Annotated in this window: 19 protein-coding genes; 14 read left to right on the forward strand and 5 right to left on the reverse strand. The window is 72.6% G+C overall.

Annotated features, from left to right (window positions below; translation table 11 throughout):
- Positions 1 to 44 precede the first annotated feature (44 nt).
- The 5 genes from ACIG87_RS19010 to ACIG87_RS19030 all read left to right on the forward strand — a co-directional run bounded on the left by ACIG87_RS19010 (position 45) and on the right by ACIG87_RS19030 (position 7,696).
- A complete protein-coding gene (locus ACIG87_RS19010; RefSeq protein ID WP_396851940.1) occupies positions 45 to 947 on the forward strand; it encodes a carbohydrate ABC transporter permease in 903 nt (300 codons plus the stop codon).
- A complete protein-coding gene (locus ACIG87_RS19015) occupies positions 944 to 3,421 on the forward strand; it encodes a glycoside hydrolase family 2 protein (RefSeq protein WP_396851941.1) in 2,478 nt (825 codons plus the stop codon). Before ACIG87_RS19010 ends, ACIG87_RS19015 begins: the two co-directional genes overlap by 4 nt.
- A gap of 153 nt (positions 3,422 to 3,574) precedes the next feature.
- Positions 3,575 to 5,584 (forward strand): FAD-dependent oxidoreductase, encoded by a 2,010-nt coding sequence (locus tag ACIG87_RS19020; RefSeq protein WP_396851943.1) that lies wholly within the window; start codon positions 3,575 to 3,577, stop codon positions 5,582 to 5,584.
- Between the two features lie 106 nt (positions 5,585 to 5,690).
- On the forward strand, positions 5,691 to 6,035 hold the full coding sequence (locus ACIG87_RS19025; protein WP_396851944.1) for an ArsR/SmtB family transcription factor: 345 nt from the start codon (positions 5,691 to 5,693) through the stop codon (positions 6,033 to 6,035).
- Positions 6,032 to 7,696 carry a SulP family inorganic anion transporter gene (locus ACIG87_RS19030; protein WP_396851945.1) on the forward strand — a complete coding sequence of 555 codons (1,665 nt, stop codon included), beginning with the start codon at positions 6,032 to 6,034 and terminating at the stop codon, positions 7,694 to 7,696. Before ACIG87_RS19025 ends, ACIG87_RS19030 begins: the two co-directional genes overlap by 4 nt.
- A 36-nt stretch (positions 7,697 to 7,732) precedes the next feature.
- Here the strand turns inward: ACIG87_RS19030 and ACIG87_RS19035 are convergent, their stop codons facing one another.
- Positions 7,733 to 8,206, reverse strand: a complete 474-nt coding sequence (locus ACIG87_RS19035; protein WP_396851947.1) for a DUF2690 domain-containing protein — start codon at positions 8,204 to 8,206, stop codon at positions 7,733 to 7,735.
- 139 nt (positions 8,207 to 8,345) lie between these two features.
- Here ACIG87_RS19035 and ACIG87_RS19040 point away from each other — a divergent pair, with 139 nt between their 5' ends.
- Positions 8,346 to 9,446, forward strand: a complete 1,101-nt coding sequence (locus tag ACIG87_RS19040; protein ID WP_396851949.1) for a helix-turn-helix domain-containing protein — start codon at positions 8,346 to 8,348, stop codon at positions 9,444 to 9,446.
- 20 nt (positions 9,447 to 9,466) lie between these two features.
- Here the strand turns inward: ACIG87_RS19040 and ACIG87_RS19045 are convergent, their stop codons facing one another.
- Positions 9,467 to 10,864: a stress response protein gene (locus ACIG87_RS19045; RefSeq protein WP_396851950.1), complete on the reverse strand. Its 1,398-nt coding sequence runs from the start codon at positions 10,862 to 10,864 to the stop codon at positions 9,467 to 9,469.
- Between the two features lie 305 nt (positions 10,865 to 11,169).
- On the opposite strand from ACIG87_RS19045, the gene ACIG87_RS19050 reads away from it, so the two are divergent.
- On the forward strand, positions 11,170 to 11,301 hold the full coding sequence (locus ACIG87_RS19050) for a hypothetical protein (RefSeq protein WP_396851952.1): 132 nt from the start codon (positions 11,170 to 11,172) through the stop codon (positions 11,299 to 11,301).
- A gap of 107 nt (positions 11,302 to 11,408) precedes the next feature.
- Here the strand turns inward: ACIG87_RS19050 and ilvD are convergent, their stop codons facing one another.
- On the reverse strand, positions 11,409 to 13,256 hold the full coding sequence (gene ilvD, locus ACIG87_RS19055) for a dihydroxy-acid dehydratase (protein ID WP_396851953.1): 1,848 nt from the start codon (positions 13,254 to 13,256) through the stop codon (positions 11,409 to 11,411).
- 127 nt (positions 13,257 to 13,383) lie between these two features.
- Between ilvD and ACIG87_RS19060 the strand changes: the two genes are divergently transcribed.
- The 5 genes from ACIG87_RS19060 to serA all read left to right on the forward strand — a co-directional run bounded on the left by ACIG87_RS19060 (position 13,384) and on the right by serA (position 21,705).
- A complete protein-coding gene (locus tag ACIG87_RS19060) occupies positions 13,384 to 15,777 on the forward strand; it encodes a putative bifunctional diguanylate cyclase/phosphodiesterase (RefSeq protein ID WP_396852118.1) in 2,394 nt (797 codons plus the stop codon).
- Positions 15,778 to 16,016: 239 nt separating this feature from the next.
- Entirely contained in the window at positions 16,017 to 17,903 is a 1,887-nt protein-coding gene (locus ACIG87_RS19065) for an acetolactate synthase large subunit (RefSeq protein WP_396851955.1), read from the forward strand.
- Positions 17,904 to 17,967: 64 nt separating this feature from the next.
- Positions 17,968 to 18,483, forward strand: coding sequence for an acetolactate synthase small subunit (gene ilvN / locus ACIG87_RS19070; RefSeq protein ID WP_396851957.1), 516 nt, complete (start codon positions 17,968 to 17,970; stop codon positions 18,481 to 18,483).
- Positions 18,484 to 18,556: 73 nt separating this feature from the next.
- Entirely contained in the window at positions 18,557 to 19,570 is a 1,014-nt protein-coding gene (gene ilvC / locus ACIG87_RS19075; protein WP_208567277.1) for a ketol-acid reductoisomerase, read from the forward strand.
- Between the two features lie 536 nt (positions 19,571 to 20,106).
- Positions 20,107 to 21,705 carry a phosphoglycerate dehydrogenase gene (gene serA / locus ACIG87_RS19080; protein ID WP_396851959.1) on the forward strand — a complete coding sequence of 533 codons (1,599 nt, stop codon included), beginning with the start codon at positions 20,107 to 20,109 and terminating at the stop codon, positions 21,703 to 21,705.
- Between the two features lie 147 nt (positions 21,706 to 21,852).
- On the opposite strand, the gene ACIG87_RS19085 is transcribed toward serA, so the two are convergent.
- The gene (locus ACIG87_RS19085) at positions 21,853 to 22,209 is read right to left on the reverse strand and encodes a hypothetical protein (RefSeq protein WP_396851961.1); all 357 of its coding nucleotides are present in this window, start codon (positions 22,207 to 22,209) and stop codon (positions 21,853 to 21,855) included.
- A 355-nt stretch (positions 22,210 to 22,564) separates the two neighbouring features.
- A complete protein-coding gene (locus ACIG87_RS19090) occupies positions 22,565 to 23,440 on the reverse strand; it encodes an FAD:protein FMN transferase (protein ID WP_396851963.1) in 876 nt (291 codons plus the stop codon).
- A gap of 220 nt (positions 23,441 to 23,660) precedes the next feature.
- Here ACIG87_RS19090 and ACIG87_RS19095 point away from each other — a divergent pair, with 220 nt between their 5' ends.
- Both ACIG87_RS19095 and ACIG87_RS19100 read left to right on the forward strand, forming a co-directional pair.
- Complete coding sequence (locus ACIG87_RS19095; RefSeq protein ID WP_396851964.1) at positions 23,661 to 24,692, forward strand: 3-isopropylmalate dehydrogenase; 1,032 nt, start codon at positions 23,661 to 23,663, stop codon at positions 24,690 to 24,692.
- 111 nt (positions 24,693 to 24,803) lie between these two features.
- Complete coding sequence (locus ACIG87_RS19100) at positions 24,804 to 25,901, forward strand: branched-chain amino acid aminotransferase (protein WP_396851965.1); 1,098 nt, start codon at positions 24,804 to 24,806, stop codon at positions 25,899 to 25,901.
- Positions 25,902 to 26,273 lie beyond the last annotated feature (372 nt).

A 26,273-nucleotide genomic window follows, 5' to 3' on the forward strand; every position in this document is an offset into this window, starting at 1 on the left:
ACGGCGTGGCCCGGTCACCCGGGAGCGAACGAAAGGAGGCCCGGATGACCGCGGTCGCCCCGCCCCGGCCCGCCGAACCGGCCCGCCGCCACCGGCCCGCCCTGCTGGGGCGGGCGCCGCAGGACACCCCGGCCGGCTTCTGGTCGTACCTGCTGCTGTCGCTGACCTTCCTGTTCGCCGCGTTCCCGCTGTACTGGATGTTCGTCATCGCCACCAGCGACGACGAGGCGCTGGCCAAGCTCCCCCCGGCGGTCGTCCCCGGCAACCGGTTCCTGGTCAACCTGCGCGAGGTCTTCTCCCTCCAGGACGTCTACTTCGCCGCGTCCCTGATCAACAGTTTCATCGTGTCGACGGTGGTGACCGCCTCGGTGCTCTTCTTCTGCTCGCTGGCCGGGTTCGCCTTCGCCAAGCTGCGGTTCCGGGGCAGCAACGCGCTGATGCTCTTCGTGGTGCTCACCCTCACCGTCCCCAACCAGCTCGGCATCGTCGCGCTCTACATCGTGATGGGCAAGCTCGGCTGGAACGGCACCCTGCTGGCGGTCATCGCGCCCGGCCTGGTCACCGCGTTCGGCGTGTTCTACATGCGACAGTTCATCGTCAACAGCGTCCCGGACGAACTGGTCGAGTCGGCGCGGGTCGACGGGGCCACCACCATGCGGGTCTACCGCAGCATCGTGCTGCCGGCGATCCGCCCGGCCCTGGCGGTGCTGGGCCTGCTCACCTTCGTGGCCACCTGGAACGACTTCCAGTGGCCGCTGATCACGCTCAGCGGCACCGACTACCCGACCTCGATGGTGGCCATCTCAGACCTGGCCAGCGGCAACTACGTCATCTACCGGCGGGTGCTCGCGGGGGCGTTGGTCGCCACCATCCCGCTGTTGGTGATGCTCTTCGTCGGTGGCCGGCAGATCGTCCGGGGAATCATGGAAGGCGCGGTGAAGTCGTGAACCGTCAGGCGTTGCACGAGGGCTGGCAGCTACGCGCGGTGCCGGGGCCGCAGGTGCCCGACACCGTCGCCGGTCGGGCGGTGCCGGCCACCGTGCCGGGCTGCGTGCACACCGACCTGCTCGCCGCCGGCCTGATCGACGACCCCTACCTCGACGACAACGAGACGGCGCTGGCCTGGATCGGCCGCACCGACTGGGTGTACGAGACCACCTTCGTCCACCGGCCCGGCGACGACGACCGGGTCGACCTGGTCTGCGCCGGGCTGGACACGGTCGCCACGATCACCCTCAACGACGTCGAGGTCGGCCGCACCGCGAACATGCACCGGTCGTACCGCTTCGACGTGCGGTCGGTGCTGCGGCCCGGAACGAACACCCTCGCCGTCCGGTTCGGCTCGGCGTACCGCTACGCCGAGGAGCAGCGGGACCGGCTCGGCGACCGGCCCAACGCCTACCCGGAGCCGTTCCCGTTCATCCGGAAGATGGCCTGCAACTTCGGCTGGGACTGGGGGCCGACGGTGGTGACCGCCGGGATCTGGCAGGAGATCGGGCTGCACGCCTGGTCCACCGCCCGGCTCGGCACCGTCCGTCCACTGGTGACGGTCGTCGACGGCGAGGGGCGGGTGGAACTGCCCGTCGAGGTCGAGCGGGCGACCGACACGCCGCTGACCGTCCGGGCCGAGGTCGCCGGCGTGGCCGGCGAGACGACCGTCCCGGCCGGGCAGCGCACGGCCGTGCTGACCCTCACCGTCGCCGACCCCGACCTGTGGTGGCCCCGGGGGTACGGCGACCAGCCGCTGTACCCGCTGGCCGTCACCCTGCTGACGGCGGACGGCGACACCCTGGACACCTGGTCGCACCGGATCGGCTTCCGCGCGGTCCGCCTGGACACCACCCCCGACGCCCACGGCACCCCGTTCACCCTGCACGTCAACGACGTGCCGGTGGTGGTCCGGGGGGTCAACTGGATCCCCGACGACGCGTTCCCCACCCGGATCACCGCAGACCGGTTGGCCCGGCGCTTCACCCAGGCCGCCGACGCCAACATCAACCTGCTCCGGGTCTGGGGCGGCGGCCGGTACGAGTCGGCCGACTTCTACTCCCTCGCCGACGAGCGGGGCCTGCTCGTCCAGCAGGACTTCCTGTTCGCCTGCGCGGCGTACCCGGAGGAGGAACCGTTCGGCACGGAGGTCGAGGCGGAGGCGCGCGAGCAGGTGACCCGGCTGGCCGGCCACCCGTCGCTGGTGCTCTGGACCGGCAACAACGAGAACATCTGGGGTTGGCACGACTGGGACTGGCAGGAGCCGCTGGCCGGGCGCACCTGGGGGCGGGGTTACTACCTCGACCTGCTGCCCCGGGTGGTCGGTGAGTTGGACCCGACCCGCCCGTACTGGCCGGGCAGCCCGTGGTCGGGCAGCGAGGCGATCCACCCCAACGACCCGGCGCACGGCACCACCCACATCTGGGACGTCTGGAACACCGACGACTACACGAGGTACCGCGAGTACGTTCCCCGGTTCGTCGCCGAGTTCGGCTACCAGGCGCCCCCGGCGTACGCGACGTTGCGGCGGGCGATCTCCGACGAGCCGCTCGCCCACGACTCGCCGGGGATGGCCCACCACCAGAAGGCGGCCGACGGGGACGCGAAGCTGCGGCGGGGCCTGGACGCCCACCTGCCCGCCCCGGCCGACTTCGACGACTGGCACTACCTGACCCAGCTCAACCAGGCGCGGGCGATCCAACTGGGGGTGGAGCACTTCCGCTCCCACCGGGACGTCTGCACCGGCGCCATCGTCTGGCAGCTCAACGACTGCTGGCCGGTCACCTCCTGGTCGGCCGTCGACGGCGACGGCCGGCGCAAACCCCTGTGGTACGCGCTGCGCCGGGCGTACGCCGACCGGCTGCTCACCGTCCAGCCCCGTGCCGGCGGGCTGGCCCTGGTGGCGGTCAACGAGACCGGCACCCCGTGGCGGGCCCCGGTGACGGTGACCCGGTCGACGCTGGCCGGCGAGCCGAGGGCGAAGACCTCGTACGACCTCGACGTGCCGGCGTACGCGGCGGTGACGTTGCCGCTGCCGGTGGACCTGGCGGTGCCGGAGGAGGCGCGCCGGGAGCTGCTGGTCGCCGCGGCCGGTGGCACCGCCGAGCGGGCGCTGTGGTTCTTCGCCGAGGACCGGGACGCGCAGTGGCCGGCGGCCCGCTACGAGGCGACGGTGGAGCCGGTCGACGGCGGCCAGCGGGTCCGGGTGGTCGCCCGTACCGTGCTGCGGGACCTGACCCTCTTCCCGGACCGGCTGGACCCCACCGCCGAGGTCGACGCGGCCCTGGTCACCCTGCTGCCGGGGGAGTCGGTCACGTTCACGGTGACCGGCGGTGCGTCGCTGGACCCGGCGGCGCTGACCAGCCGCCCGGTGCTGCGCTGCGTCAACGACCTGGTCGACGCCGACGGGTCGGCCCCGCCTCCGGCGGGCTGATCCGGCCGGGCGGCGGATCGACGCCCTCCTCCCATTCGGCGGGTGGGAGGACGGCGTCGATCCGCCCCTTGACAACCCTCGCCAGTTCGACAAAGGTCGATGCACATCGGTGCGGCGGCGCGCTCCTTCCCCTTTCTCAGAAGGGCAGCCGCGATGTCGCCTGCGTTCACCCGCCGTCACCTGCTCCGCCTCGGCGGGGCCACCCTCGTCGTCGCCGGCAGCACGGGTCTCGGCCTGCCCGCTCTGGCCGCCAACACCGTCACCGCCGACCTGGTGATCTACGGCGCCACCTCGGCCGGCATCATGGCGGCCGTGCAGATGCGCCGGCTGGGCGGCAGCGCCGTGATCGTCGAACCGGGCCCCCATGTCGGCGGCCTGACCACCGGCGGGCTCGGCTACACCGACAGCGGCACCAGCGCCGCCATCGGCGGTCTCGCCGGGGAGTTCTACCGCCGGGTGCACGCCCGATACCAGGGCACCCCGGTCACCCCCGACTCGCCGATGCGGCTGGTCTTCGAGCCGCACGTGGCCGCCGAGGTCTTCGACGACCTGCTCACCGAGCACGCGGTCCCGGTGTACCTGGGCGCGCGGCTGGGCACGGTCCACCGGACCGGTGACCGGATCACCGGGCTGGTCGCCGACAACGGGCAGCTCTTCGCCGGCCCGATGTTCCTCGACGCGACCTACGAGGGTGACCTGATGGCCGCCGCCGGGGTGTCGTACGTGGTCGGTCGGGAGGCCAACACCGAGTACGGCGAGACGATCAACGGGGTGCAGCTGCGCGGGGCGCACCAGTTCACCCTGCCGGTCGACCCGTACGTGGTGCCGGGCAGCCCGGCCAGCGGCCTGCTCCCCGGCGTCTCCGCCGATCCGGTCGCGCCGAACGGCACCGGCGACGACCGGATCCAGGCGTACAACTTCCGGATGTGTCTGACCCAGGCCGCCGGCCGGATCCCGTTCCCGAAGCCGGCCGGTTACGCCGCCGCCGACTACGAGTTGCTGCTGCGGTACGTGGCGGCCGGGTACACCGGGCCGTTCTTCACCACCCAGAGCGTCGGCGGCGGGAAGACCGACTCGAACAACAACGGGGCGTTCTCCACCGACTTCATCGCCGCGAACTACGCCTACCCGGCGGCGACCTGGGCGCAGCGGGAGAGCCTGATCGCCGACCATCGGACGTACCAGCAGGGGCTGATGTGGTTCCTGGCCAACGACCCCCGGCTGCCGGCGTCGGTCCGGGCGGGCACCGCCGCCTGGGGCCTGGCCGCCGACGAGTTCACCGCCACCGGCGGCTGGCCACCCCAGCTCTACGTCCGCGAGGCCCGCCGGATGGTCTCGGCGTACGTGATGACCGAGCGGGACTGCCGGGGCAGCGTACGGGCCGCCGACGGGGTCGGGCTGGCCAGCTACACGATGGACTCGCACAACTGTCAGCGGGTGGTGGTCGGCGGGGTGGTGAAGAACGAGGGCGACGTCCAGGTCGCGGTGCCCGGCCCGTACCCGATCAGCTACCGCTCGATCGTGCCCACCGCGGCCCAGTGCGCCAACCTGTTCGTGCCGGTCTGCCTGTCGGCCACCCACATCGCGTTCGGGTCGGTCCGGATGGAACCGGTCTTCATGATCCTCGCCCAGTCCGCCGCGACGGCGGCGAAGCTGGCGCTCGACGCCGGGGTGCCGGTGCAGCAGGTGGACGTCGCCGCCCTCCAGACCCGGCTGCGCGCCGACGGGCAGATCCTGAGCTGGCCGCCCACCGCCGAGGGCGAGATCGTGGTGGACAACCGGGCGGCCGGGGTCACCCGGGCCGGCGTCTGGGTGGGCAGCACCGCGATCGGCGGCCACTGGGGGCCGGACTACGAGCACGACGGCAACACCGGCAAGGGCGTCAACCGACTGCGCTTCACCCCGTCCCTGCCGACGGCCGGAAGCTGGGCGGTCCAGCTGCGCTGGACCGCCGACCCGAACCGGGCCAGCAACGTCCCGGTCGACGTGGTGCACGGCGGTGGGGTGACCACCCGGGTGGTCGATCAGCGCACGTCGGGCGGGCAGTGGGTGTCGCTCGGGACGTATCAGTTCGCGGCGGGCACGGCCGGCAGTGTGCTGATCCGCACCGAGGGCACCGACGGGTACGTGGTCGCCGACGCGGCCCGTTTCGTGCCGGCCTGACCCCACGCGCTGCGGTACCGAAGCGGGAGTCACGAACCACGCGACGGGTGAATTGAAGGATTTCGCAAGTGCTAAATTCTTCATGACTCGACCGGAGGGGTGTGCCATGTCGGTGCCGCTGTACCAGGCCAAGGCGGAGCTGTTCCGCACCCTCGGGCACCCGGTGCGCATCCGGGTGCTCGAACTGCTCCAGGACGGCCCGAAGCCGGTCCGCGACCTGCTCGCCGTCATCGAGGTCGAGCCGTCCAACCTCTCCCAGCAGCTCGCCGTGCTGCGCCGGGCCGGCCTGGTCACCTCCTACCGGGACGGCCCGCTGGTCATGTACTCGCTCAGCACCCCCGACGTGGCCGACCTGCTGGCCGCCGGGCGGCGCATCCTCGGCACCGTACTCACCGACCGGGACGCCCTCCTCGACGAACTCCGCGCCGATCCGGCCGGGCCGGGCCGGTGAACATCGCCGCCATCGGCGACCGGGTCCTCGGCCTGCTCCCCGACCGTGCCGACTGGCAGGCGGTACGCCGCTCGCCCCGGCGGGACCTGGTCGCCGGGCTGACCGTGGCGGTGGTGGCCCTGCCGCTCGCCCTCGCCTTCGGCGTCACCTCCGGGCTGGGCGCCGAGGCCGGGCTGGTCACCGCCGTGGTCGCCGGGGCGGTGGCGGCTGTCTTCGGCGGCTCCCACCTGCAGGTGTCCGGCCCCACCGGGGCGATGACCGTGGTGCTGGTGCCGGTGGTGCAGCAGTTCGGGACGACCGGCGTGCTGATGGTCGGCGCGCTGGCCGGGCTGCTGCTGATCGCCCTCGCCCTGGCCCGCGTGGGCCGGTACGTCCGCTACCTGCCCACCCCCGTCATCGAGGGCTTCACCGCCGGCATCGCGGTGGTCATCGCCCTGCAACAGCTACCCGCCGCGCTCGGCGTGACCGACGCGCACGGCGACCGGGTCTGGGCCGTCGCCGCCGACGCGGTCGTCCGGTTCGCCGTACACCCCCGGCCGGTGGCGTTGGCGGTGGCCGTCGGCGTCGCGGCGCTGATGCTGCTCGGTGCCCGCTGGCGGCCCGGCGTGCCGTTCTCGCTGCTCGGGGTGGCCGCCGCGACCGCCCTTGCCGAGGCAGCCCCGGTCGACCTGGCCCGGATCGGCACCCTGCCGCAGGGGCTTCCCGCGCCGTCGCTGGGCTTCCTCGACCTCGGCGCGGTCGGGGTGCTGCTGCCCTCGGCGCTGGCGGTGGCCGCGCTCGCCGCATTGGAGAGCCTGCTGTCGGCCACCGTCGCCGACGGGATGACCGTCGGGCAACGGCACGACCCGGATCGGGAACTGTTCGGCCAGGGCCTGGCCAACCTCGCCGCGCCGCTGTTCGGCGGCATCCCGGCCACCGCGGCGATCGCCCGTACGGCGGTCAACGTCCGCGCCGGGGCGTCGTCGAAGCTGGCCGCCCTCACCCACGCCGTGGCGCTCGCCGCGATCGTGCTCGCCGCCGCCCCGCTGGTCGGCCGGATCCCGCTCGCCGCGCTGGCCGGGGTGCTGCTCGCCACCACGGTACGGATGATCGAGGCCGGTTCGCTCTGGGCGCTCGCCCGTGCCACCCGGGGCGACGCGCTGGTGCTGGTGCTCACCTTCGTCGTCACGGTGCTGTGGGACCTGGTCACCGCCGTGGCCGTCGGGGTCGCCGTGGCGGTGGTGATCGCCCTGCGGGCGGTGGCCCGTACCGCCCGGCTGGAACAGGTCCCACTCGACCGGGGTGAGCACAGCGCCGAGGAACACGCCCTGCTGGCCGAGCACATCGTGGCGTACCGGCTGGACGGCCCGCTCTTCTTCGCCGCCGCGCACACCTTCCTGCTGGAACTCTCCGAGGTGGCCGACGTCCGGGTGGTCATCCTGCGGATGTCCCGGGTGTCGGCGCTCGACGCCACCGGTGCGCACGTGCTGGGCGACGCGATCCGGCGGTTGCGGGGCCGGGGGATCACCGTGCTGCTCTCCGGCATCACCCCCGACCACGACCAGGTGCTCGCCACCCTCGGGGTGGCCGACGAGCTGCGCCGCGACGGGCTGGTCTTCACCGACACCCCGGCGGCCATCGCCCACGCCCGGGAGCTGCTCCGGGGCCCGGTCGCCGCCTGAGCCGTGTCGCTCAGCGCCCTCGGTGGGTCGCCACGATCACGCGCAGAGCGGTGAACTCGTGTACGTGACGCCGTTGTAGACCACCTCGCCCACCGCGCAGATCGTCGAGGTGTCGCCGTAGAGCTGGTCGCCGTAGTACTGGGTGCCGGTGCCGCCGTACCACGGGGTCGTCTTGCGCGGGCTGTCCCGGTAGGCGGTGACCTTGACGCTGCTCGGGCTCACCCGGTTGTTGATCCGGCCCCAGTTGGTGCCGCAGGTGGGGCTGTAGCGCAGCTCCACCACCGCCAACGTGGTCGCGCCCTTCACGATGTACGCCGGCTGGTTGGTCGCGTTGCGGGCGTCGGCGGAGCAGCCGGTGTTGCTCGGGTCGGTGCCGTCGCAACCGGTGGTGGTGCAGCCGACGGCGCTCGCCGGGCTCGCCACGAGCAGGCTCGCGGCGACCAACGCGCCGGCGGCCACGGCGGCCGACGTCCGGCGAACGGCTCTCGGCGTACGGGGTGCGAGTGTCATCGTTCCTCCGATGTGGATGGTCGACTCCCGGGCGGGGAAGTCGTCTCCCATCTCTACCTTCCGTAGGCGGTCGTCTCTACGCTGTGTGGCGTCGGACAATCAAAAGCCGGTGTTGGTCAATCAATCCGAGGAGTCACGGATGGCCCGGGCGGAACGCCCCCTCGATCCCGACGCCGACCCCGTGCAGGCCTTCGCCGCCGACCTCCGCAGGCTGCGCGAGCAGGCAGGCCGGCCCACCTACCAGGCGCTGGCCCGGCGGGCACACCGGTCGTCCAGCTCCCTGTCGGAGGCGGCCGGCGGCCGGAAGCTGCCCACCCTGGACACCACCCTGGCGTACGTCCGGGCGCTCGGCGGCGACGAGCGGGCCTGGGCCGAGCGGTGGCGGCAGGTCGCGGCGAGCGTGCCCGGGGCGACGACCGGCGGGCCGACCGCTTCCGTCGCCGACGACGGCAAGGGGCTGCCCAGCGCCGACCGGCCGCCCACCGTCGAGCGCCCTGCTGCCGATCGACCGTCCGCTGCCGACCGGCCGCCTACCGCCGACCGGCCGCCTACCGCCGACCGGCCACTTACCGTCGACCGGCCACCTGTCGTCGACCGGCCGCCCGGAGGTGCCGGTGGGACGGCCGACCCCGGGGCGCTGCCGCCTCCGGCGCGGCCCGGTCGGTTCCGGCACCGGCTGCTGCTCCCCGCCGCCGGGGCGGGCCTGCTCCTGGCGCTCGCCGTCGGGTTGGCCTCGGCCGGTTGGCGTTCCGCCGACCGGACACCGGTGCGGTCGACCCCGCCGGCCGGGTCGGTGACCCCGCCACCCGTCGCGTCCGCCCCGGTCGTCGAGGTGCGTGACGGGGCAGACCCGAAGGACGCCGGTTGCGCCGCCGACCCTGCCGTGGCGACCGTGGACAGCGCGGCGGTGCTGGTCGACGAGCGGGTGGTCGGCCTGGTGGAGCTGCGCTACTCGCCGGTCTGCGGGGCGAGCTGGCCCCGGTTCATGCCGGCCCCGGCGGGCACCCCGACCGTGCCCCGGCCGGCCCGGGTGGTGCTCACCGTCACCGACGGCGACACCCCGGCCCGCAGCCGTGACTTCACCATCGACTACGCCGGCATCTCGGCCTACGGCAACCTGCTGACCAGCACCCGGACCTGCGTCTGGGCCCAGGTGCGGATCACCGGGGACGGCTGGGCGTCACCGCCGGGCCGGACCGGCTGCTACCGGGGCGCCACCCAGGTCCGCCCGATCCCCTGAGGCCGACGCCGTGTGCCGGATCACTCATCTGACTGGCCGGCAGACTCGAGTCGTTCGGACCCTGCCGACGGTGCGTCGAACTTCGGATCGTCCTGGGACGAGATGGCGGTGGAGACCAGGCTTGCCGCCTCCGGCTGTACGGGGAGGACGTCGTCGGGCGTGCGCAGCCGGGGCGGGGCGGGCATCCACGGCTTCAGGTTCTGGATGATCTGTTCGTAGAAGTCGTCGATGGCATTCAGCACGGAGTCGATGAACGCGCCCCGACCGCTGCCGCGCTTGGTGCCCGCCGTGGTGCTCTGGGCGACCCGGAAGGCGCGCAGTTCGCGGGACGGATCGGTGATCAGCGTGGTGGGCTCCTCGCGGACCCGACGCAGGAGATCCGTGGCACCGCCGCCCCGGGCATGCATGGCGAACGCCTCGATCCGTACGGCGTCCGGCGCGTCCTCCAATTGGCGGACCAGCCAGTTCACCCTCGTCGTCGGCCGGCCGGAGCGGGGGGCGTCCACATCGACATGGCAGACGATCTGCCCGGCCCGCAGGTCGGCCATGACCTGAAGCGCTCCGACCGCACCGGGAATCCTGATGCTGCCGGTCAGGGTTCCGGTGCTGACGAGCTGGTTCACCAGCGACTGGGTGCGACCGGCCGGATCGGCGAGATCCCTCCGGCTCAGCGCGGGGGTGACCTCGGTGCCCAACTGTCGGCCGAGACGAAGGCAGGCATAGCGGATCAGCGCGTCGAAGCGACCGGCCACCTCCGCCGCGCCGCTGTCGTTGGCCCGTAGGGTCCCGGCGGATACGCCGTCACGTACCTGCACCCACGCCGGTCCCATGTCGCTGAACTCCAGCGCGCCCGAGCGGGGGTGCTCCAGGTACCTGATCAGCTCACCGAGGACCCACGCCTGATCCGGGTCGGCGACGCCGCGATACTCCTTCTGGATCACCGCCTGGGTCAGGATCTCGGTCCAGGGCAGGTGGTACAGGGCGACCTTGCGTAGCTTCCGGCGATCGACGGTCGTCGGATGCTGACCCGGGACGGGGGCGATCTCGTTGGAGATCGTGATGAGGGCATCGAAGCCCTGCTCCCGAGCGATGTCGAGGTACGCCTCCAACTGCTCGGTCCGCAGCGTGTTGCTGCCGGTCTTCACCTCGACCAGCGCGGTCCACTGCCGTTGCCCTCGAGTGACCCGGATCAGGCCGTCCGGAAAGAGTTGCTGGGTGCCGAGCTTGAAGGGCACCTCGATGAAGGTCTGCACCGTCCCGGCCGGCGCTCCGAGGGACTGGGTCAGGACGCGCCCGAACTCCCGTACCGCGCTCATCACCGCCAGCAGGGCGGAGGTCGCCCGCCGCTCCTGTTCCTCTGCGCCGTTGATGCCTGAGGTGGGGATCAGGCGGGCAGCGAGCCAGGTCTCCTCTGACATGCGATGACTCCTCGTGAAGGCGGTGGTACGAGAAGTTACTCGGCGAACCGGGGAGAAACCGGCGCGACTGTGGGCGCGAACGAACGGAAGAAGCTGCCGAGTCGGGCGTCAGTCGATCCGCCCGGCCGGCTGCGGCTGTCGGACGGAGATGTCGACATCATCACTTTGCTCCTTGACGACACTTCTGTCCGGTAGCCGACTGCGCCCAGCCAGCGAAGCACGATGATGGCTCGACGGGTCGGGGTGGCCTGAGGGGCGCTGCTCTACGCCGGGCCGACCGTCCGAACGCGAGGCCGCCCGACGGCATGCGGAACTCGCTCGGGCGGCAACTCTCGCTGTCCGTTGTTGTGACTACGGCGCTGCACTGGGCCGGCGCGGACCCGGCGGGGGAGCAGGTGGCCGCCGTCGAGGGCGACTACCTGCACTCGCGCAGGTAGTCGGCGGTTGATCCACTCGTCGTTGGCGATGTAGCGGTGTCCCGGTCCGGGGATACCGCTACATCGCCGACATGGAGACGGTCACCTGCCCCGGCCGGCCCCTCCGGTCACTCCGGAACCCGGCGGTACGCGCCGTCGCTGGCCGAGGTGGCCATCGAGGCGTACGCGCGCAGCGCCGCCGACACCGGGCGCTGCCGGTCGACCGGGGTGTACGGCTTGTCCCGCTTCTCCTGCGCCACCCGGCGGGCCTCCAGCACGTCGTCGGGCACGTTCAGCTCGATCGACCGGGCCGGGATGTCGATGACGATCTCGTCGCCGGGCTCGACCAGCGCGATCAGCCCACCCGAGGCGGCCTCGGGGGAGGCGTGCCCGATGGACAGCCCGGAGGTGCCGCCGGAGAACCGGCCGTCGGTGAGCAGCGCACAGGACCGGCCCAGCCCACGCCCCTTGAGGAACGAGGTGGGGTAGAGCATCTCCTGCATGCCGGGGCCGCCCCGGGGGCCCTCGTAGCGGATCACCACGACGTCCCCGGCGACGATCTCCTTGGCGAGGATCGCCGAGACGGCGTCGTCCTGCGACTCGTAGACCTTGGCCGGGCCGCGGAAGGTCAGGCACTCCTCGGGCACCCCGGCGGTCTTCACCACGCAGCCCTCCGGCGCGAGGTTGCCGTGCAGGATGGCCAGCCCGCCGTCGGCGGTGTAGGCGTGCGCGCGGTCCCGCACGCAACCCTCGGCGGCGTCGGTGTCCAGCGACGACCAGCGGTTGGTGGTGGAGAACGGCTCGGTGGTACGCACCCCGCCGGGCGCGGCGTGGAACAGTTCGACCGCCTCCGGCTTCGGCGAGCCGCCCCGGACGTCCCAGTCGGTGAGCCACTGGGCCAGCGAGGGGGAGTGCACGGCGTGCACGTCGCGGTGCAGCAGGCCGGCGCGGTCGAGTTCGCCGAGGATGGCCGGGATGCCACCGGCCCGGTGCACGTCCTCCATGTGGTAGTTCGGCGAGTTCGGGGCGACCTTGGCCAGGCAGGGCACCCGGCGGGAGACGGCGTCGATGTCGGCGACGGTGAAGTCCAGCTCGGCCTCGCGGGCGGCGGCGAGCAGGTGCAGGATCGTGTTGGTCGACCCGCCCATCGCCACGTCGAGGGCGACCGCGTTGTCGAACGCCTTCCGGTTGGCGACGTTGCGGGGCAGCACGGAGGCGTCGTCGTGGTCGTACCAGCGCTTGGCGATCTCCACGACGGTGCGGCCGGCCTCGACGAAGAGTGACCGGCGCGCGGCGTGGGTGGCCAGCGTCGAGCCGTTGCCGGGCAGGGCCAGGCCGATCGCCTCGGTGAGGCAGTTCATCGAGTTGGCGGTGAACATGCCGGAGCAGGAGCCGCAGGTCGGGCAGGCGGAGCGCTCGATCTCGCCGAGCTGGTCGTCGGTGACCGCCTCGTTGGAGGAGGCGATCATCGCGTCGATCAGGTCGATCTTGGAGTGCACCACGCCCTCGATCGCCACCGTCTTGCCGGCCTCCATCGGGCCGCCGGAGACGAAGACGGTCGGGATGTCGAGTCGCAGCGCGGCCAGCAGCATCCCCGGGGTGATCTTGTCGCAGTTGGAGATGCAGACCAGGGCGTCCGCGCAGTGCGCGTTGACCATGTACTCCACCGCGTCGGCGATCAGCTCCCGGCTGGGCAGCGAGTAGAGCATCCCGCCGTGGCCCATGGCGATGCCGTCGTCCACGGCGATGGTGTTGAACTCGCGCCCCACCCCGCCGGCCTCGGCCACCGCGTCCGCGACCAGGCCACCCATGTCCTTGAGGTGGACGTGACCGGGGACGAACTGGGTGAAACTGTTCGCGATGGCGACGATCGGCTTGCCGAAGTCGTCGTCGGTCATCCCGGTGGCCCGCCAGAGGGCCCGGGCGCCGGCCATCGTCCGACCGTGGGTGGAGGTCCTCGACCGCAGCTCAGGCATGGGTACCAGTGTTGCACCGTCCGGCCGGTGGCCCCCACCGCGCACGGCGTGTCCCAACAGTTGCACACCCGGTACCCCGCGGCTGGTGCCGATCCGGCACAGTGAGGTCGTGCGTTTACCCCCGGGCATGGTCGCCGTGGCGGTGCTGAGCGGCCTGCTCGCCGCCGCCGCCACCGCGCTGCTGGCCGACTCGGCGCGGCGGCGTGGCGGACCGCACCGCCAGGCGCACCTGCTGTTCGCCCTGGCCGCCGTGGTCGCGCTGGTCACCCTGGTCGTCGGGTCGGTCGCCCTGTTCGGCGCGACCGAGCACTGGGCCCACCAACGGGGCCGGCGGATGGGCTGGGCGTCGCTGATCTCGATCGGCACCGCGCTGAGCGGGCTGGCGTTCTGCGCCGGCCTGCTCCGGCTGCCCGGCGCGACGGTCGCCCGGGCGGCCGTCGCGCGGCTGCTGCTCGACGGATTGATCGTGGCGACCGCGATCTGGTTCGTCGGCTGGGTGCTCTTCTCCGCACCGACCCGGCTGCTCGGCGCGACGACGCCGACCGCCTGCCCGGCCATCCTGCTCGCCTCGGTGACCGCGGCGCTCACCGCCGGTCTCACCGGGATCGTGGTGGCCCGCGCCGACGGCCCCCGGGCCCGCCTCGCCGTGCTCGGCGTCGGCATCACCGCGACCACCACCGGCGGCCTCGGGGTGGCCGCCGGGGTGTGCCAGGGCGGGCACGGGATGGCGCTTGTCGGCGCCGCGCTGCTCGCCGTCGGCCTGCTCGCCGGGGCGCTCGCGGTGCACCGGGTGGACGCCCCCGGCCAGGTCGACATCGACCTGATCCGGCGCGACGGCAAGTACGCCTTCATCCCGATGTTCGCGATGGCCGGCTCGGCGATGTACCACCTCGTGCAGGGTGGCCGGTTCGACGCGCTGGGCATCGTCGCCGGCAGCCTGGAGGGGTTCGCGCTGGTCGCCCGGCAGTACCTCACCCTCAACGACGTCCGCCGGTACGCCGCCCGGCTGGCCGAACGGGAGGCGCACTTCCGCGAGCTGGCCCACACCGATCCGCTGACCGCCCTGGCCAACCGGCGCGGCCTGCTGCGGGAGATGCAGCGCTGCGCCGACGAGGGCGCCGACTGCGTGCTGCTCGGGCTCGACCTGGACGGCTTCAAGAACGTCAACGACATGCGCGGCCACGACGTCGGTGACATGGTGCTGGCGGAGGTGGGCCGGCGGCTCAGGGGCAACCTGCGCCCCGGTGACCTGGCCGCCCGGCTGGGCGGTGACGAGTTCGCGGTGCTGATGCGGGGTCGCCCCGCCGATGCGGACGTGGTGGCCGAGCGGCTGCTGGGGGTGCTCAGCCGGCCGTACGACCAGGTGGGCGGGGCGGTCTTCCTCTCGGTCAGCATCGGGGTGGCCGGCCAGGGCGGCGAATCGGACGTGGTCGGGCTGCTGCGCCACGCCGACCTGGCCCTGCGGTACGCCAAACAGCGCGGCAAGAACCGGATCGAGCGCTACGACGGCAGCTACGACCAGTTGCTGACCCGGCGTACCCGGCTGGAGCACGAGATGCGCGGCGCGATCGAGCGCAACGAGCTGCGGCTGGCCTTCCAGCCGGTGGCCTCGCTGCCCTCGGTCCGCCCGGTGGGCGCCGAGGCGCTGCTGCGCTGGCACCACCCCGAGCTGGGCAACATCCGGCCGGACGAGTTCATCCCGCTGGCCGAGGAGTGCGGGATGATCGCCAAGCTGGGGGCCTGGGTGCTGCACCAGGCGTGCTGGCAGTTGTCCCGCTGGCTCGCCGACGGCCACGACGTCTGGGTGTCGGTCAACGTCTCCCCGCGTGAGCTGCACGCCCCGGAGTACGTGGTGCAGGTGGCCGAGGCGCTGCGCGCCCACCACGTACCGCCGCAGCGGCTGGTGCTGGAGGTCACCGAGCACGCCGTCGCCACCGACCTGGACGAGTTGATCCGCCGGCTGACCGCGCTGCGGCGGACCGGGGTGCGGATCGCGCTGGACGACTTCGGCGCCGGGTACTCGTCGCTGGGGCAGCTGCGCCGGCTGCCGATCGACATTCTCAAGATCGACCACAGTCTGGTCGCCGAACACGAGCCGGTCCGCCCGGTGGGCCGGGACGGGCCGGCCTTCGCCCCGATGGTCGACATCGTCATGCGGCTGGGCCACCAGCTCGGCATGGAGGTGATCGCCGAGGGGGTCACCACCCCGACGGAGCTGGCCGCGGTGGTCGCCGCCGGCTGCCGGTTCGGCCAGGGCGCGCTCTTCGGCTGGGGGGTGCCGGCCGAGCACCTGGAGGCGATGCTGGAGGCGGCGACCTCACCGGGGGCCCGCCCGGCGTCGGCCCCGCCGGCACCACCGCCCGCGCCGCTGCGGACCACCCCCTCGCCGCTGCTGCCCCGGCTGCGGTCGCACCCACCGGCGTCGCCGCCCACGCCCGCCCCGCGACCCCCGCAGCAGGAATCTGCGCAGGCCGGGCCGGTTGACGAGGCTCCCACCGGAGACGGTGTCCCCCGTTCGTGAACCAACATGTGGGATCAGTTGACTCATCGCGTGAGATGCGTCAGGCTTGGCCCATGTCGTCGAACCGGTCGCTGCGAGTACTTACCTGAGCGCACTCTCCCGCTGTCGAGAGTGCGCTGGCCCCGTGCATCTGCACGAGGGCCGTTTTTGTTGCCGTCGGAACCACCGGGGCGCCCAGCCGCCCTCCGCCGCACCTGTCGTAGCAGCTCCACACACTCCAGCCGAAGGCCTGAACCGCCATGACGAGACCCACGCCAGAGACCCTCGCCCACTCCGCCCGGCGGGCCCGCACGGTCACCGAGCCGGCCCGCGACGCCGACCCCACCACCCCGCCGCGCGCCGCCGCCGCTGCGGCCACCCCGGCGGTACGACCGTCCGGGCCGGCCCCGGTCTCCGGCGCCGGTTCGCTGGTGCGGTCTCTTGAGGCGCTCGGCGTCGACGTCGTCTTCGGCATTCCCGGCGGGGCGATCCTGCCCGCCTACGACCCGCTCTACGACTCGACGGTGCGGCACATCCTGGTCCGCCACGAGCAGGGCGCGGGCCACGCCGCCACCGGGTACGCGCAGGCCACCGGCCGGGTCGGGGTCTGCATCGCCACCTCCGGGCCGGGCGCGACGAACCTGGTCACCCCGATCGCCGACGCCTACATGGACTCGGTCCCGATCGTCGCGATCACCGGGCAGGTGGCCCGGCCGTTGATCGGCACGGACGCCTTCCAGGAGGCGGACATCCAGGGCATCACCCTGCCGATCACCAAGCACAACTTCCTGGTGCAGACGGCCGAGGAGATCCCGCAGGTGCTCGCCGAGGCGTTCCACCTGGCGGCGACCGGGCGTCCCGGGCCGGTGCTGGTGGACATCCCCAAGGACATCCTCCAGGCGGCGACCACCTTCACCTGGCCACCCACCCTGGACCTGCCCGGCTACCGGCCGACCCTGCACCCGCACGGAAAGCAGATCCGGGAGGCGGCCCGGCTGATGGGCGGCGCTCGCCGACCGGTGCTCTACGTCGGCGGCGGGGTGCTCAAGGCCGGCGCGACCGAGGCGCTGCGCCAGCTCGCCGAGCTGACCGGCATCCCGGTGGTGACCACCCTGATGGCGTTGGGCGCGTTCCCCGACTCGCACCGCCAGCACCTGGGCATGCCCGGCATGCACGGCACCGTCGCCGCGGTCTACGGCCTGCAGAAGGCCGACCTGATCGTGGCGCTGGGGGCGCGGTTCGACGACCGGGTGACCGGCCGGCTGGACTCGTTCGCCCCGGACGCGACGGTGGTGCACGCCGACATCGACCCGGCCGAGATCGGCAAGAACCGGCACGCGGACGTCCCGATCGTGGGTGACGCCAAACACGTCATCGACGAGCTGATCGTGGCGGTGACCGGTGAGCAGAAGGCCGGCCACCGCGCCGACCTGGGCGACTGGTGGACCCAGTTGGACGACCTGCGCGAGCGGTACCCGCTGGGCTACGACGAGCCCGCCGACGGCACCCTCTCCCCGCAGTACGTGATCAAGCGGCTGGGTGAGATCGCCGGCCCGGACGCGATCTACGTGGCGGGTGTCGGCCAGCACCAGATGTGGGCCAGCCAGTTCATCTCGTACGAGAAGCCGGGCACCTGGCTGAACTCCGGCGGCCTCGGCACCATGGGCTACGCCGTCCCGGCGGCGATGGGCGCGAAGGTCGGCCGGCCGGACACGGTGGTCTGGGCGGTGGACGGTGACGGCTGCTTCCAGATGACCAACCAGGAGCTGGCCACCTGCGCGCTGGAGGGCATCCCGGTCAAGATCGCCCTGATCAACAACGGCAACCTCGGCATGGTCCGGCAGTGGCAGACGCTGTTCTACGAGGGGCGCTACTCCAACACCGAGCTGGGCACCCACAAGCACCGCATCCCGGATTTCGTCAAGCTGGCCGAGGCGCTCGGCTGCATCGGCCTGCGCTGCGAGAACGCCGACGACGTCGACAAGACGATCGAGGCGGCGATGGCGATCACCGACGCTCCGGTGGTGATCGACTTCGTGGTCGGCAAGGACGCGATGGTCTGGCCGATGGTCCCCGCCGGCACCAGCAACGACGAGATCCTGTTCGCCCGGGGCGTCCGCCCGGCGTTCGACGAGGACGACATCTGATGAGTGCCCGATTTCCCGTGACCGTGCGGTGGCACGGCGCGACCGAGCGAAGCGAGACGGTGGCATGACCCTGCACACCCTGTCCGTGCTGGTGGAGAACAAGCCGGGGGTCCTGGCCCGGGTCTCCGGCCTGTTCTCCCGGCGCGGGTTCAACATCGACAGCCTGGCCGTCGGCGAGACCGAGAACCCCGACGTCTCCCGGATCACCATCGTGGTCAACGCCGACTCGTCGCCGCTGGAGCAGGTCACCAAGCAGCTCAACAAGCTGGTCAACGTACTCAAGATCGTTGAACTGGACCCGCAGGTCTCGGTGGCCCGGGAGCTGCTGCTGGTCAAGGTCCGTGCGGACCGTGCCGCCCGGACACAGGTGTTGGAGACGGTCTCCCTGTTCCGGGCCCGGGTGGTCGACGTCGCGCCGGACACCCTCACCGTCGAGGCCACCGGCACCCCCGACAAACTCGACGCGTTGCTGCGCGACCTGGAGCCGTTCGGGATCAAGGAGATGGTCCAGTCCGGCACGGTGGCGATCGGGCGCGGCTCGCGTTCGATCACCGCCGGCCCCGCGCTACGCGCCGCCTGACCGCGCGCCGCCCGTCTGCCACCGCACACAGTCCACGACGGTCCGACGAGACCGCCGTACGAAAGGGAAGTCAATGAGCGTTGAGGTGTACTACGACGACGATGCCGACCTGGGCCTGATCCAGGGCCGCAAGGTCGCGGTGATCGGGTACGGCAGCCAGGGCCACGCCCACGCGTTGTCGCTGCGCGACTCCGGTGTCGACGTGGTGATCGGCCTGCCGGCGGGCTCCAAGAGCCGGCCGAAGGCCGAGGAGCAGGGCCTGCGGGTGCTCACCCCGGCCGAGGCGTCGGCCGAGGCCGACGTGATCATGATCCTGGCCCCGGACACCGCCCAGCGGACCATCTACGCCGAGTCGATCGCCCCCAACCTCGCCCCCGGCAAGGCGATCTTCTTCGGTCACGGCTTCAACATCCGGTACGGCCTGATCACCCCGCCGGCCGACGTGGACGTGGCGATGGTCGCCCCGAAGGGCCCCGGCCACCTGGTCCGCCGCCAGTACGTCGACGGCAAGGGCGTGCCCTGCCTGGTCGCCGTCGAGCAGGACGCCAGCGGCAACGCCTTCCCGCTCGCCCTGGCGTACGCCAAGGGCATCGGTGGCACCCGGGCCGGCGCGATCAAGACCACCTTCACCGAGGAGACCGAGACCGACCTCTTCGGCGAGCAGGCGGTGCTCTGCGGTGGCGCGGCGGCACTGGTGCAGACCGGTTTCGAGGTGCTCACCGAGGCCGGTTACGCCCCCGAGGTGGCCTACTTCGAGTGCCTGCACGAGCTGAAGCTCATCGTCGACCTGATGTACGAGGGCGGCATCGCCCGGATGCGCTACAGCATCTCCGACACCGCCGAGTACGGCGACCTCTCCCGGGGCCCGCGCGTCGTCGACTCCCGGGTCAAGGAGGAGATGCGCAAGATCCTCGGTGAGATCCAGTCCGGCGAGTTCGCCCGCGAGTGGGTGGCCGAGGACGAGGCCGGCCGGCCGAACTTCGCCAAGTGGCGGGCCGAGGGTGCGGCGCACCCGATCGAGGAGACCGGTCAGAAGCTGCGTTCCATGATGAGCTGGGTGGACCGCCCGCTCACCGAGACCGCCTGACAGACGACGGCCCGACACCCGGGCCGCCACCCGCACTGTCCCGCGGCCCGATGCCCTTCCCGGCATCGGGCCGTGGTTGGTTCGTGCCGGCGTCGCCACTGTCGGTTGGTGCCGGCGTGGTTGGTCCGTGCCGGCCGTGGTTGGTCCGTGCCGGCGTCGGGCCACGGTCGGTTCGTGCTGGCGTCGGGCCGTCGCCCTGAAGGCCGGGCGGGGCGGAGAGCTGCCCGGCCCCGCCGGTCGCCCCGGGGTCAGCTGCGCACGGGGTTCACCTGCCGGGATGAGGTGATCGACGCCTCATCGGGGCTGGTGCGGGCCGCCCGGTGCCATCGGCGCGGATGAACGGGGGATGACCGGCGTGCGACAACGCTGTGTGAGGGCCCTCACCCCCTAGTCCGGGACATGGTGGCCGAGGTGCCCCCTACGATCTGTGAATAGGTGCGTGACCGGCACCTGACGGCCCACGGCACGGATCGGCGCAGGGCGCATCGCAGCGCCCGGTCGCCCCGGCCGACCTAATACGACGTCTACGAGGACCGATGAATCCTGTCGTACTGATCGCCGAAGAACTCGCTCCCGCCGCCATCGAGGTGCTCGCGCACGACTTCGACGTACGCCACGTCGACGGCACCGACCGCCCGGCCCTGCTCTCCGCGCTGGCGGAAGCCGACGCGGTCATCGTGCGCAGTGCCACGCAGATCGACGCCGAGGCGATCTCCGCCGCGCCGCGCCTGAAGGTGGTCGCCCGGGCCGGCGTCGGGCTGGACAACGTCGAGGTCCCGGCCGCCACCGCGCGGGGCGTCATGGTCGTCAACGCCCCCACCTCCAACATCGTCTCCGCCGCCGAGCAGGCCGTCGCGCTGCTGCTCGCCGTCGCGCGGAACACCGCCAGCGCCAGCGCCGCGCTGAAGGCCGGGGAGTGGAAGCGGTCCAAGTACACCGGCGTCGAGTTGCAGGGCAAGACCGTCGGCGTGGTCGGCCTCGGCCGGATCGGCGTGCTGTTCGCGTCCCGCATCGCCGCCTTCGGCACCCGGCTGATCGCGTACGACCCCTACATCCAGCCGGCCCGCGCCGCCCAGCTCGGCGTCCGCCTGGTGGGGCTGGAGGAGCTGCTGCGGGAGGCCGACTTCATCTCCATCCACCTGCCGAAGACCCCGGAGACGGTCGGCCTGATCGGCGAGAAGGAACTGGCGATCGTCAAGCCGGGCGTCCGGATCGTCAACGCCGCCCGGGGCGGGCTGGTCGACGAGCAGGCCCTGGCCGACGCGATCGCCGAGGGTCGGGTCGCCGGTGCCGGCGTCGACGTGTACGCCAAGGAGCCGTGCACCGCGTCGCCGCTGTTCGCCTTCGACAACGTGGTGGCCACCCCGCACCTGGGCGCCTCCACCCACGAGGCGCAGGACAAGGCCGGCCTGGCCGTGGCCAAGAGCGTCAAGCTGGCGTTGCAGGGCGAGTTCGTGCCGGACGCGGTGAACGTGCAGGCCGGCGGCGTCGTCGCCGAGGACGTCCGACCGCTGCTGCCGCTGGCCGAGAAGCTGGGTCGGGCGTTCACCGCCGTGGCCGGTGGGGTGGCCGCCAGCGTCACCGTCGAGGTGCGCGGCGAGATCGTCAACCACGACGTGTCGGTGCTCAAGCTCGCCGCCACCAAGGGGCTGTTCAGCTCGGTGGTCGAGGAGCAGGTCACCTACGTCAACGCGCCGCACCTGGCCGCCGAGCGGGGGGTCGAGGTCGCCCTGGCGACCCAGGCCGAGACGGTGGACCACCCGAACCTGGTCACCGTGCGGGGTGCGCTGCCCGACGGTCGTACGGTCAGCGTCTCCGGCACGGTCGCCCACACCGGCGCCCGGGACGTCCTCAAGCTGACCGAGGTGGACGGTTTCGACGTGGAGATCGGCGCGGAGGGCATCCTGCTCTTCCTGCGCTACGCCGACCGGCCGGGCGTGGTCGGCACCGTCGGCACGCTGCTCGGTGAGGCCGGCATCAACATCGCCGCGATGCAGGTGGCCCGCCGTGAGGCCGGGGGCGAGACCCTGATGACCCTCACCGTCGACCAGGCGCTCGGGGCGGAGCTGCTCACCTCGGCGGCCGACTCGATCGGCGCGACCGCCGCCAGCGCGGCGGACCTGCGCGACGAGTAGTCCCACCAGCACAGCACGCGGAGGGCCCGGCCGTACGGTCGGGCCCTCCGTCGTCCTCGCCCGGCGCTGCCGGACGGCGGTGACTGCCGGGTGCCGGTCAGCGGGCAGCGCCGGATGGCGGTGACTGCCCGGGGAGCCGGGCGTCGGTCAGCGGGCGGTGCGGGACGGCGGTGGATAGACCGAGCCGTCCTGGGGGTCGAAGAGCATCAGGTCGTACTCGCCGGCCAGCCGCTCGATGTCCAGCAGCACCTGGTCCTCGCAGGTCGGGACGAGGTTCAGGGCCACGTGGTCGGCGGCCGCGTGCAGCGGCGAGACCTCCCAGGGGGTGCCCTGATGGGCGGGTCGGTCGGGATAGGAGGCGGTGATGGCCCGGTAGAAGCCGACCACCCGGGGATCCGGATACCGCTCGCCGTGCTGGCCTTCGCGGCACCGTCGCACCGCCGCCCGGACGTCCTCCGGCGTGGCCCCGTCGTGGAGGGCCCACACGCTCAGATCGAAACTCACGGCGGACAGCGTGCCATCATGCGTTCACCCGGGCGACACTGACCCGCCGTGATTCCCGCAGCTAGTTGGAGTGTCCGGAGAACACAGTCCGCTGTGGAGCCTCTTGCGTCGAGTTGCGTCGATTCGCTACCGTACCGGTGCGGTCACCGGAAAGTCGAGGCGTCGGCCCGTCTTCGGGTGACGAGGTCGAACGCCCGGCCGCCGGTCCGCACCCCTCGAATGCGCGAGCCACGCGCACTCGTCGTTGACCGGCCCCCACGGTCGTTGCCGAGACCGTGGGGGCCGATCGCTGGCCCGTCGACCGCGCCACCCCGTGGACCCCCTCCACAGGTCGGCCGACGCGCCTCGGCACCGCTCAGCGGCGCCGGTGGGCGAAGAGAGCCTGATAAGCCGAGTCGGTGCGGAACCACGACAGCCCCACCGGACCGGCCGCGTACAACGCGGTCGCGTAGGCGTCGGCCACCGCCAGATCCGGCCCGACCACGGTCGCGGCGACCAACTGCCTGGCCGGTTCCCCGGTGTGCGGGTCGACCACGTGCCCCTGCCGGCCGGTCACCCCGGAGGTGCCCACCGCGCCGGCCGTCATCTCCAGCACCAGCGGGGCCCGCCGGCCGTCGGTCGGGTGGTGCACCGCCACCCGCCACGGGCCGCCGTGCGCGGCGTGTCCGCGTACCGTCAGGTCGGCGCCGGAGAGCACCGCGTAGTCGGTGATGCCGGCGGCGCGCAGCCGGGCCGCGGCCCGCTCCACCGCCCAGCCGTTGAGCAGGCCGCCGGGGTCGAAGCCGCCGGGGACCGCCCAGGCGTCGAACCAGCCGTCGGTGGCGGCCCGCATGGCCGCGCAGCGGTCGACCAGGTCGGTCAGCGGCGGGTACGACTCGGGGCTGATCTCGCCGCGCCGCAGCCGGGAGACCAGGCTCTCCGGCCGGTTCGGTCCGTAGGTGAGGTCGATGGCCCGCAGTTCGGCGACGGCGTCGCGCAGCGCGTCGCCGACCACCCGCCGGCCCAGGTGCTCGGGGGCGTTGAGCAGGAGCGAATACTCGGCGGTGCCGGTCCGGACGGAGTGCTGCACGGCGATCCGGCCGCCGGGTGTGTCGCCGGGCCGGTCGAGGCGGTGGCTCTGGGTGCCCAGGCGCAGGTCGGGGCGGCGTCGGGAGAACGACGCCTGGTCCACCCAGCGGTTGCGCGGTTGCTCGTCCAGTCGGCCTGGCCCCTGCTGCTGCTCGGTCCGCATCACACTGCTCCTTCGCCGACGGTGCCGCATCGTCGCGGCCGGTCCGTCCCGGGCTCCACCACCCGTCCTGCAACGACCCTAGGCAGTGGAGATGACCGCACCATGAATGCCGCCTGGGAGCCTGCTGAGCATTTCGCCGTCCCAGATCATGGAAGGCCTGTACCGGGAGCCGGGACAGCGACGTACCGTGCACGACAGCGGACGAGGTGAGGAGCGGTAGGTGGCACGGATCGCGGTGGTGGCCGGGGACGGGATCGGACCCGAGGTGGTCGCGCAGGCGCTCAAGGTCCTCGACGCCGTGCTCCCCGGGGTCGAGACCACGGAGTACGACCTCGGCGCGGCGCGGTACCACCGTACCGGTGAGGTGCTGCCCGACTCCGTGCTGACCGAGCTGGCCGGCCACGACGCCATCCTGCTCGGCGCGGTCGGCGACCCCACCGTGCCGCCCGGCGTGCTGGAGCGCGGCCTGCTGCTGAAGCTCCGCTTCGCCTTCGACCAGTACGTCAACCTGCGCCCGTCCCGGCTCTGGCCGGGGGTGGCCGGCCCGCTGGTCAACGTCAAGCCGGGCGAGGTCGACCTGGTCGTCGTCCGGGAGGGCACCGAGGGTCTCTACGCGGGGGCCGGCGGCAGCCTGCACCGGGACACCCCGGCCGAGGTGGCCACGGAGGAGAGCCTGAACACCCGGCACGGGGTGGAACGGGTCATCCGGGACGCCTTCGCCCGCGCCGGTCGCCGGGAGCGCCGCAAGGTCACCCTGGTGCACAAGACCAACGTGCTCACCCACGCCGGCTCGTTGTGGGCGCGCGCGTTCGCGGCCGTCGCCGCCGAGCACCCCGACGTCACCACCGAGTACCAGCACGTCGACGCCGCCGCCATGTTCCTGGTCACCCAGCCCCAGCGGTACGACGTGGTGGTCACCGACAACCTCTTCGGTGACATCCTCACCGACATCGCCGCCGCGGTCACCGGGGGAATCGGGCTGGCGGCCAGCGGCTGCATCAACCCCACCGGGGCGTACCCGTCGATGTTCGAGCCGGTGCACGGCTCGGCGCCGGACATCGCCGGCAAGGGGATCGCCGACCCGGTGGCTGCCGTGCTCTCCGCCGCGCTCCTGCTCGACCAGCTCGGCCACGCCGACGCCGCCGCCCGGGTGACCGGAGCGGTCGCCGCCGAGCTGGCCGCCCGGAAGTCGGGCGTACCGATGCGCACCGACGAGGTGGGGGACCGGCTCGCCGCGCACGCGGTGGCCTGACCCCACCCCGGGGGCGGAGCTATCCACTGAACGACCGTTCGGGGTAGGTTTCTGGTTATCAGCTCGGTGCGTGGTTCCCGCGCGCCGTCGACTCGCCGGGAGGTCAGCGCGATGAGCGGTGGTGACATGCTCGATTTCGAGATCCGTCCGAATCCCGCACCGGTACCCGCCGCCGAGCGGGCCGCCCTGCTGGCCGACCCGGGCTTCGGCCGGGTCTTCACCGACCACATGGTGACCATCCGGTACGCCGACGGCAAGGGTTGGTACGACCCCCGGATCGAGGCCCGTGCGCCGATCCCGATGGACCCGGCGAGCGCCGTCCTGCACTACGCACAGGAGATCTTCGAGGGGCTGAAGGCGTACCGGACGGCCGACGGATCGGTCACCATGTTCCGGCCGGAGGCCAACGCGGCCCGGTTCATCGCCTCCGCCCGGCGGCTGGCCATGCCGGAGCTGCCGGCGGAGCTGTTCGTCGAGTCGCTGCGCAGGCTGGTCGAGATCGATCGGGACTGGATTCCCGAGGGTGCCGACGCCAGCCTCTACCTGCGGCCGTTCATGTTCGCCAGCGAGGTCTTCCTCGGGGTCCGTCCGGCCAACGAGTACCTCTACTGCGTCATCGCCTCGCCGTCCGGTGCCTACTTCGCCGGTGGGGTGAAGCCGGTCACGGTCTGGGTCTCCCCGGACTACACCCGGGCGGCCCCCGGCGGCACCGGTGCGGCCAAGTGCGGCGGCAACTACGCCGCGTCGCTCTCCGCCCAGGCGGAGGCGATCGAGGCCGAGTGCGACCAGGTGGTCTTCCTGGACGCGGTGGAACGCCGCTACGTCGAGGAACTGGGCGGCATGAACGTCTTCTTCGTCTACGACGACAACACCGTGGTCACCCCGCCGCTGACCGGCACGATCCTGCCCGGCATCACCCGGGATGCGCTGCTCGCCCTGGCCGCTGCCTCCGGGCATCAGGTGGTGGAACGCCCGATCAGCTTCGCCGACTGGCAGGCCGATGCGGAGAGCGGCCGGCTGCGCGAGGTCTTCGCCTGCGGCACCGCCGCGGTGATCACCCCGGTCGCCCGGGTCCGTTTCCCCGGCGGCGAGTTCGTGATCGGCGGCGGCGAACCGGGTCGATCCACCACGGCGCTGCGGGAACAACTGGTGGCGATCCAGCGCGGTGAGGCGCCCGACCCGCACGGCTGGGTACAGCGCGTCCTCTGAATCACCGCCCGGTTCCGCCGTTCCGCCGTTCCGGCAGGTCGCGTAGTTCGTGCTCGCTGATTCGTTCCCGACCGGCGGCGGGGTTCACGCCGAGTTTCGCCGTTCAAGCTTCCGGTGTTCCGGTGTTCCGGTGTTCCGGTGTTTCCGGCATCCGTGCCGCCGTTGGCTCGTGTCGTCGCTCCTGGTCCGGCGTTGTCGCGGCACCGCGGCCGGGGTGGTTCGGTCCCGGCCGCGGTGGTTCGGCCGCTGCTCAGGTAGTCACGTCTGCATCCTTTAGAGCTGATGACGTAAACGAGTCACTCGTAGTCCGCCATTGACGCTGGGGAGCCGGGAGCCGGGAGCCGGGAGCCGGGAGCCGGGAGCCGGAGCCGG

The sequence above is a fragment of the Micromonospora sp. NPDC051925 genome (genome assembly GCF_044548625.1).
GTDB lineage: Bacteria > Actinomycetota > Actinomycetes > Mycobacteriales > Micromonosporaceae > Micromonospora.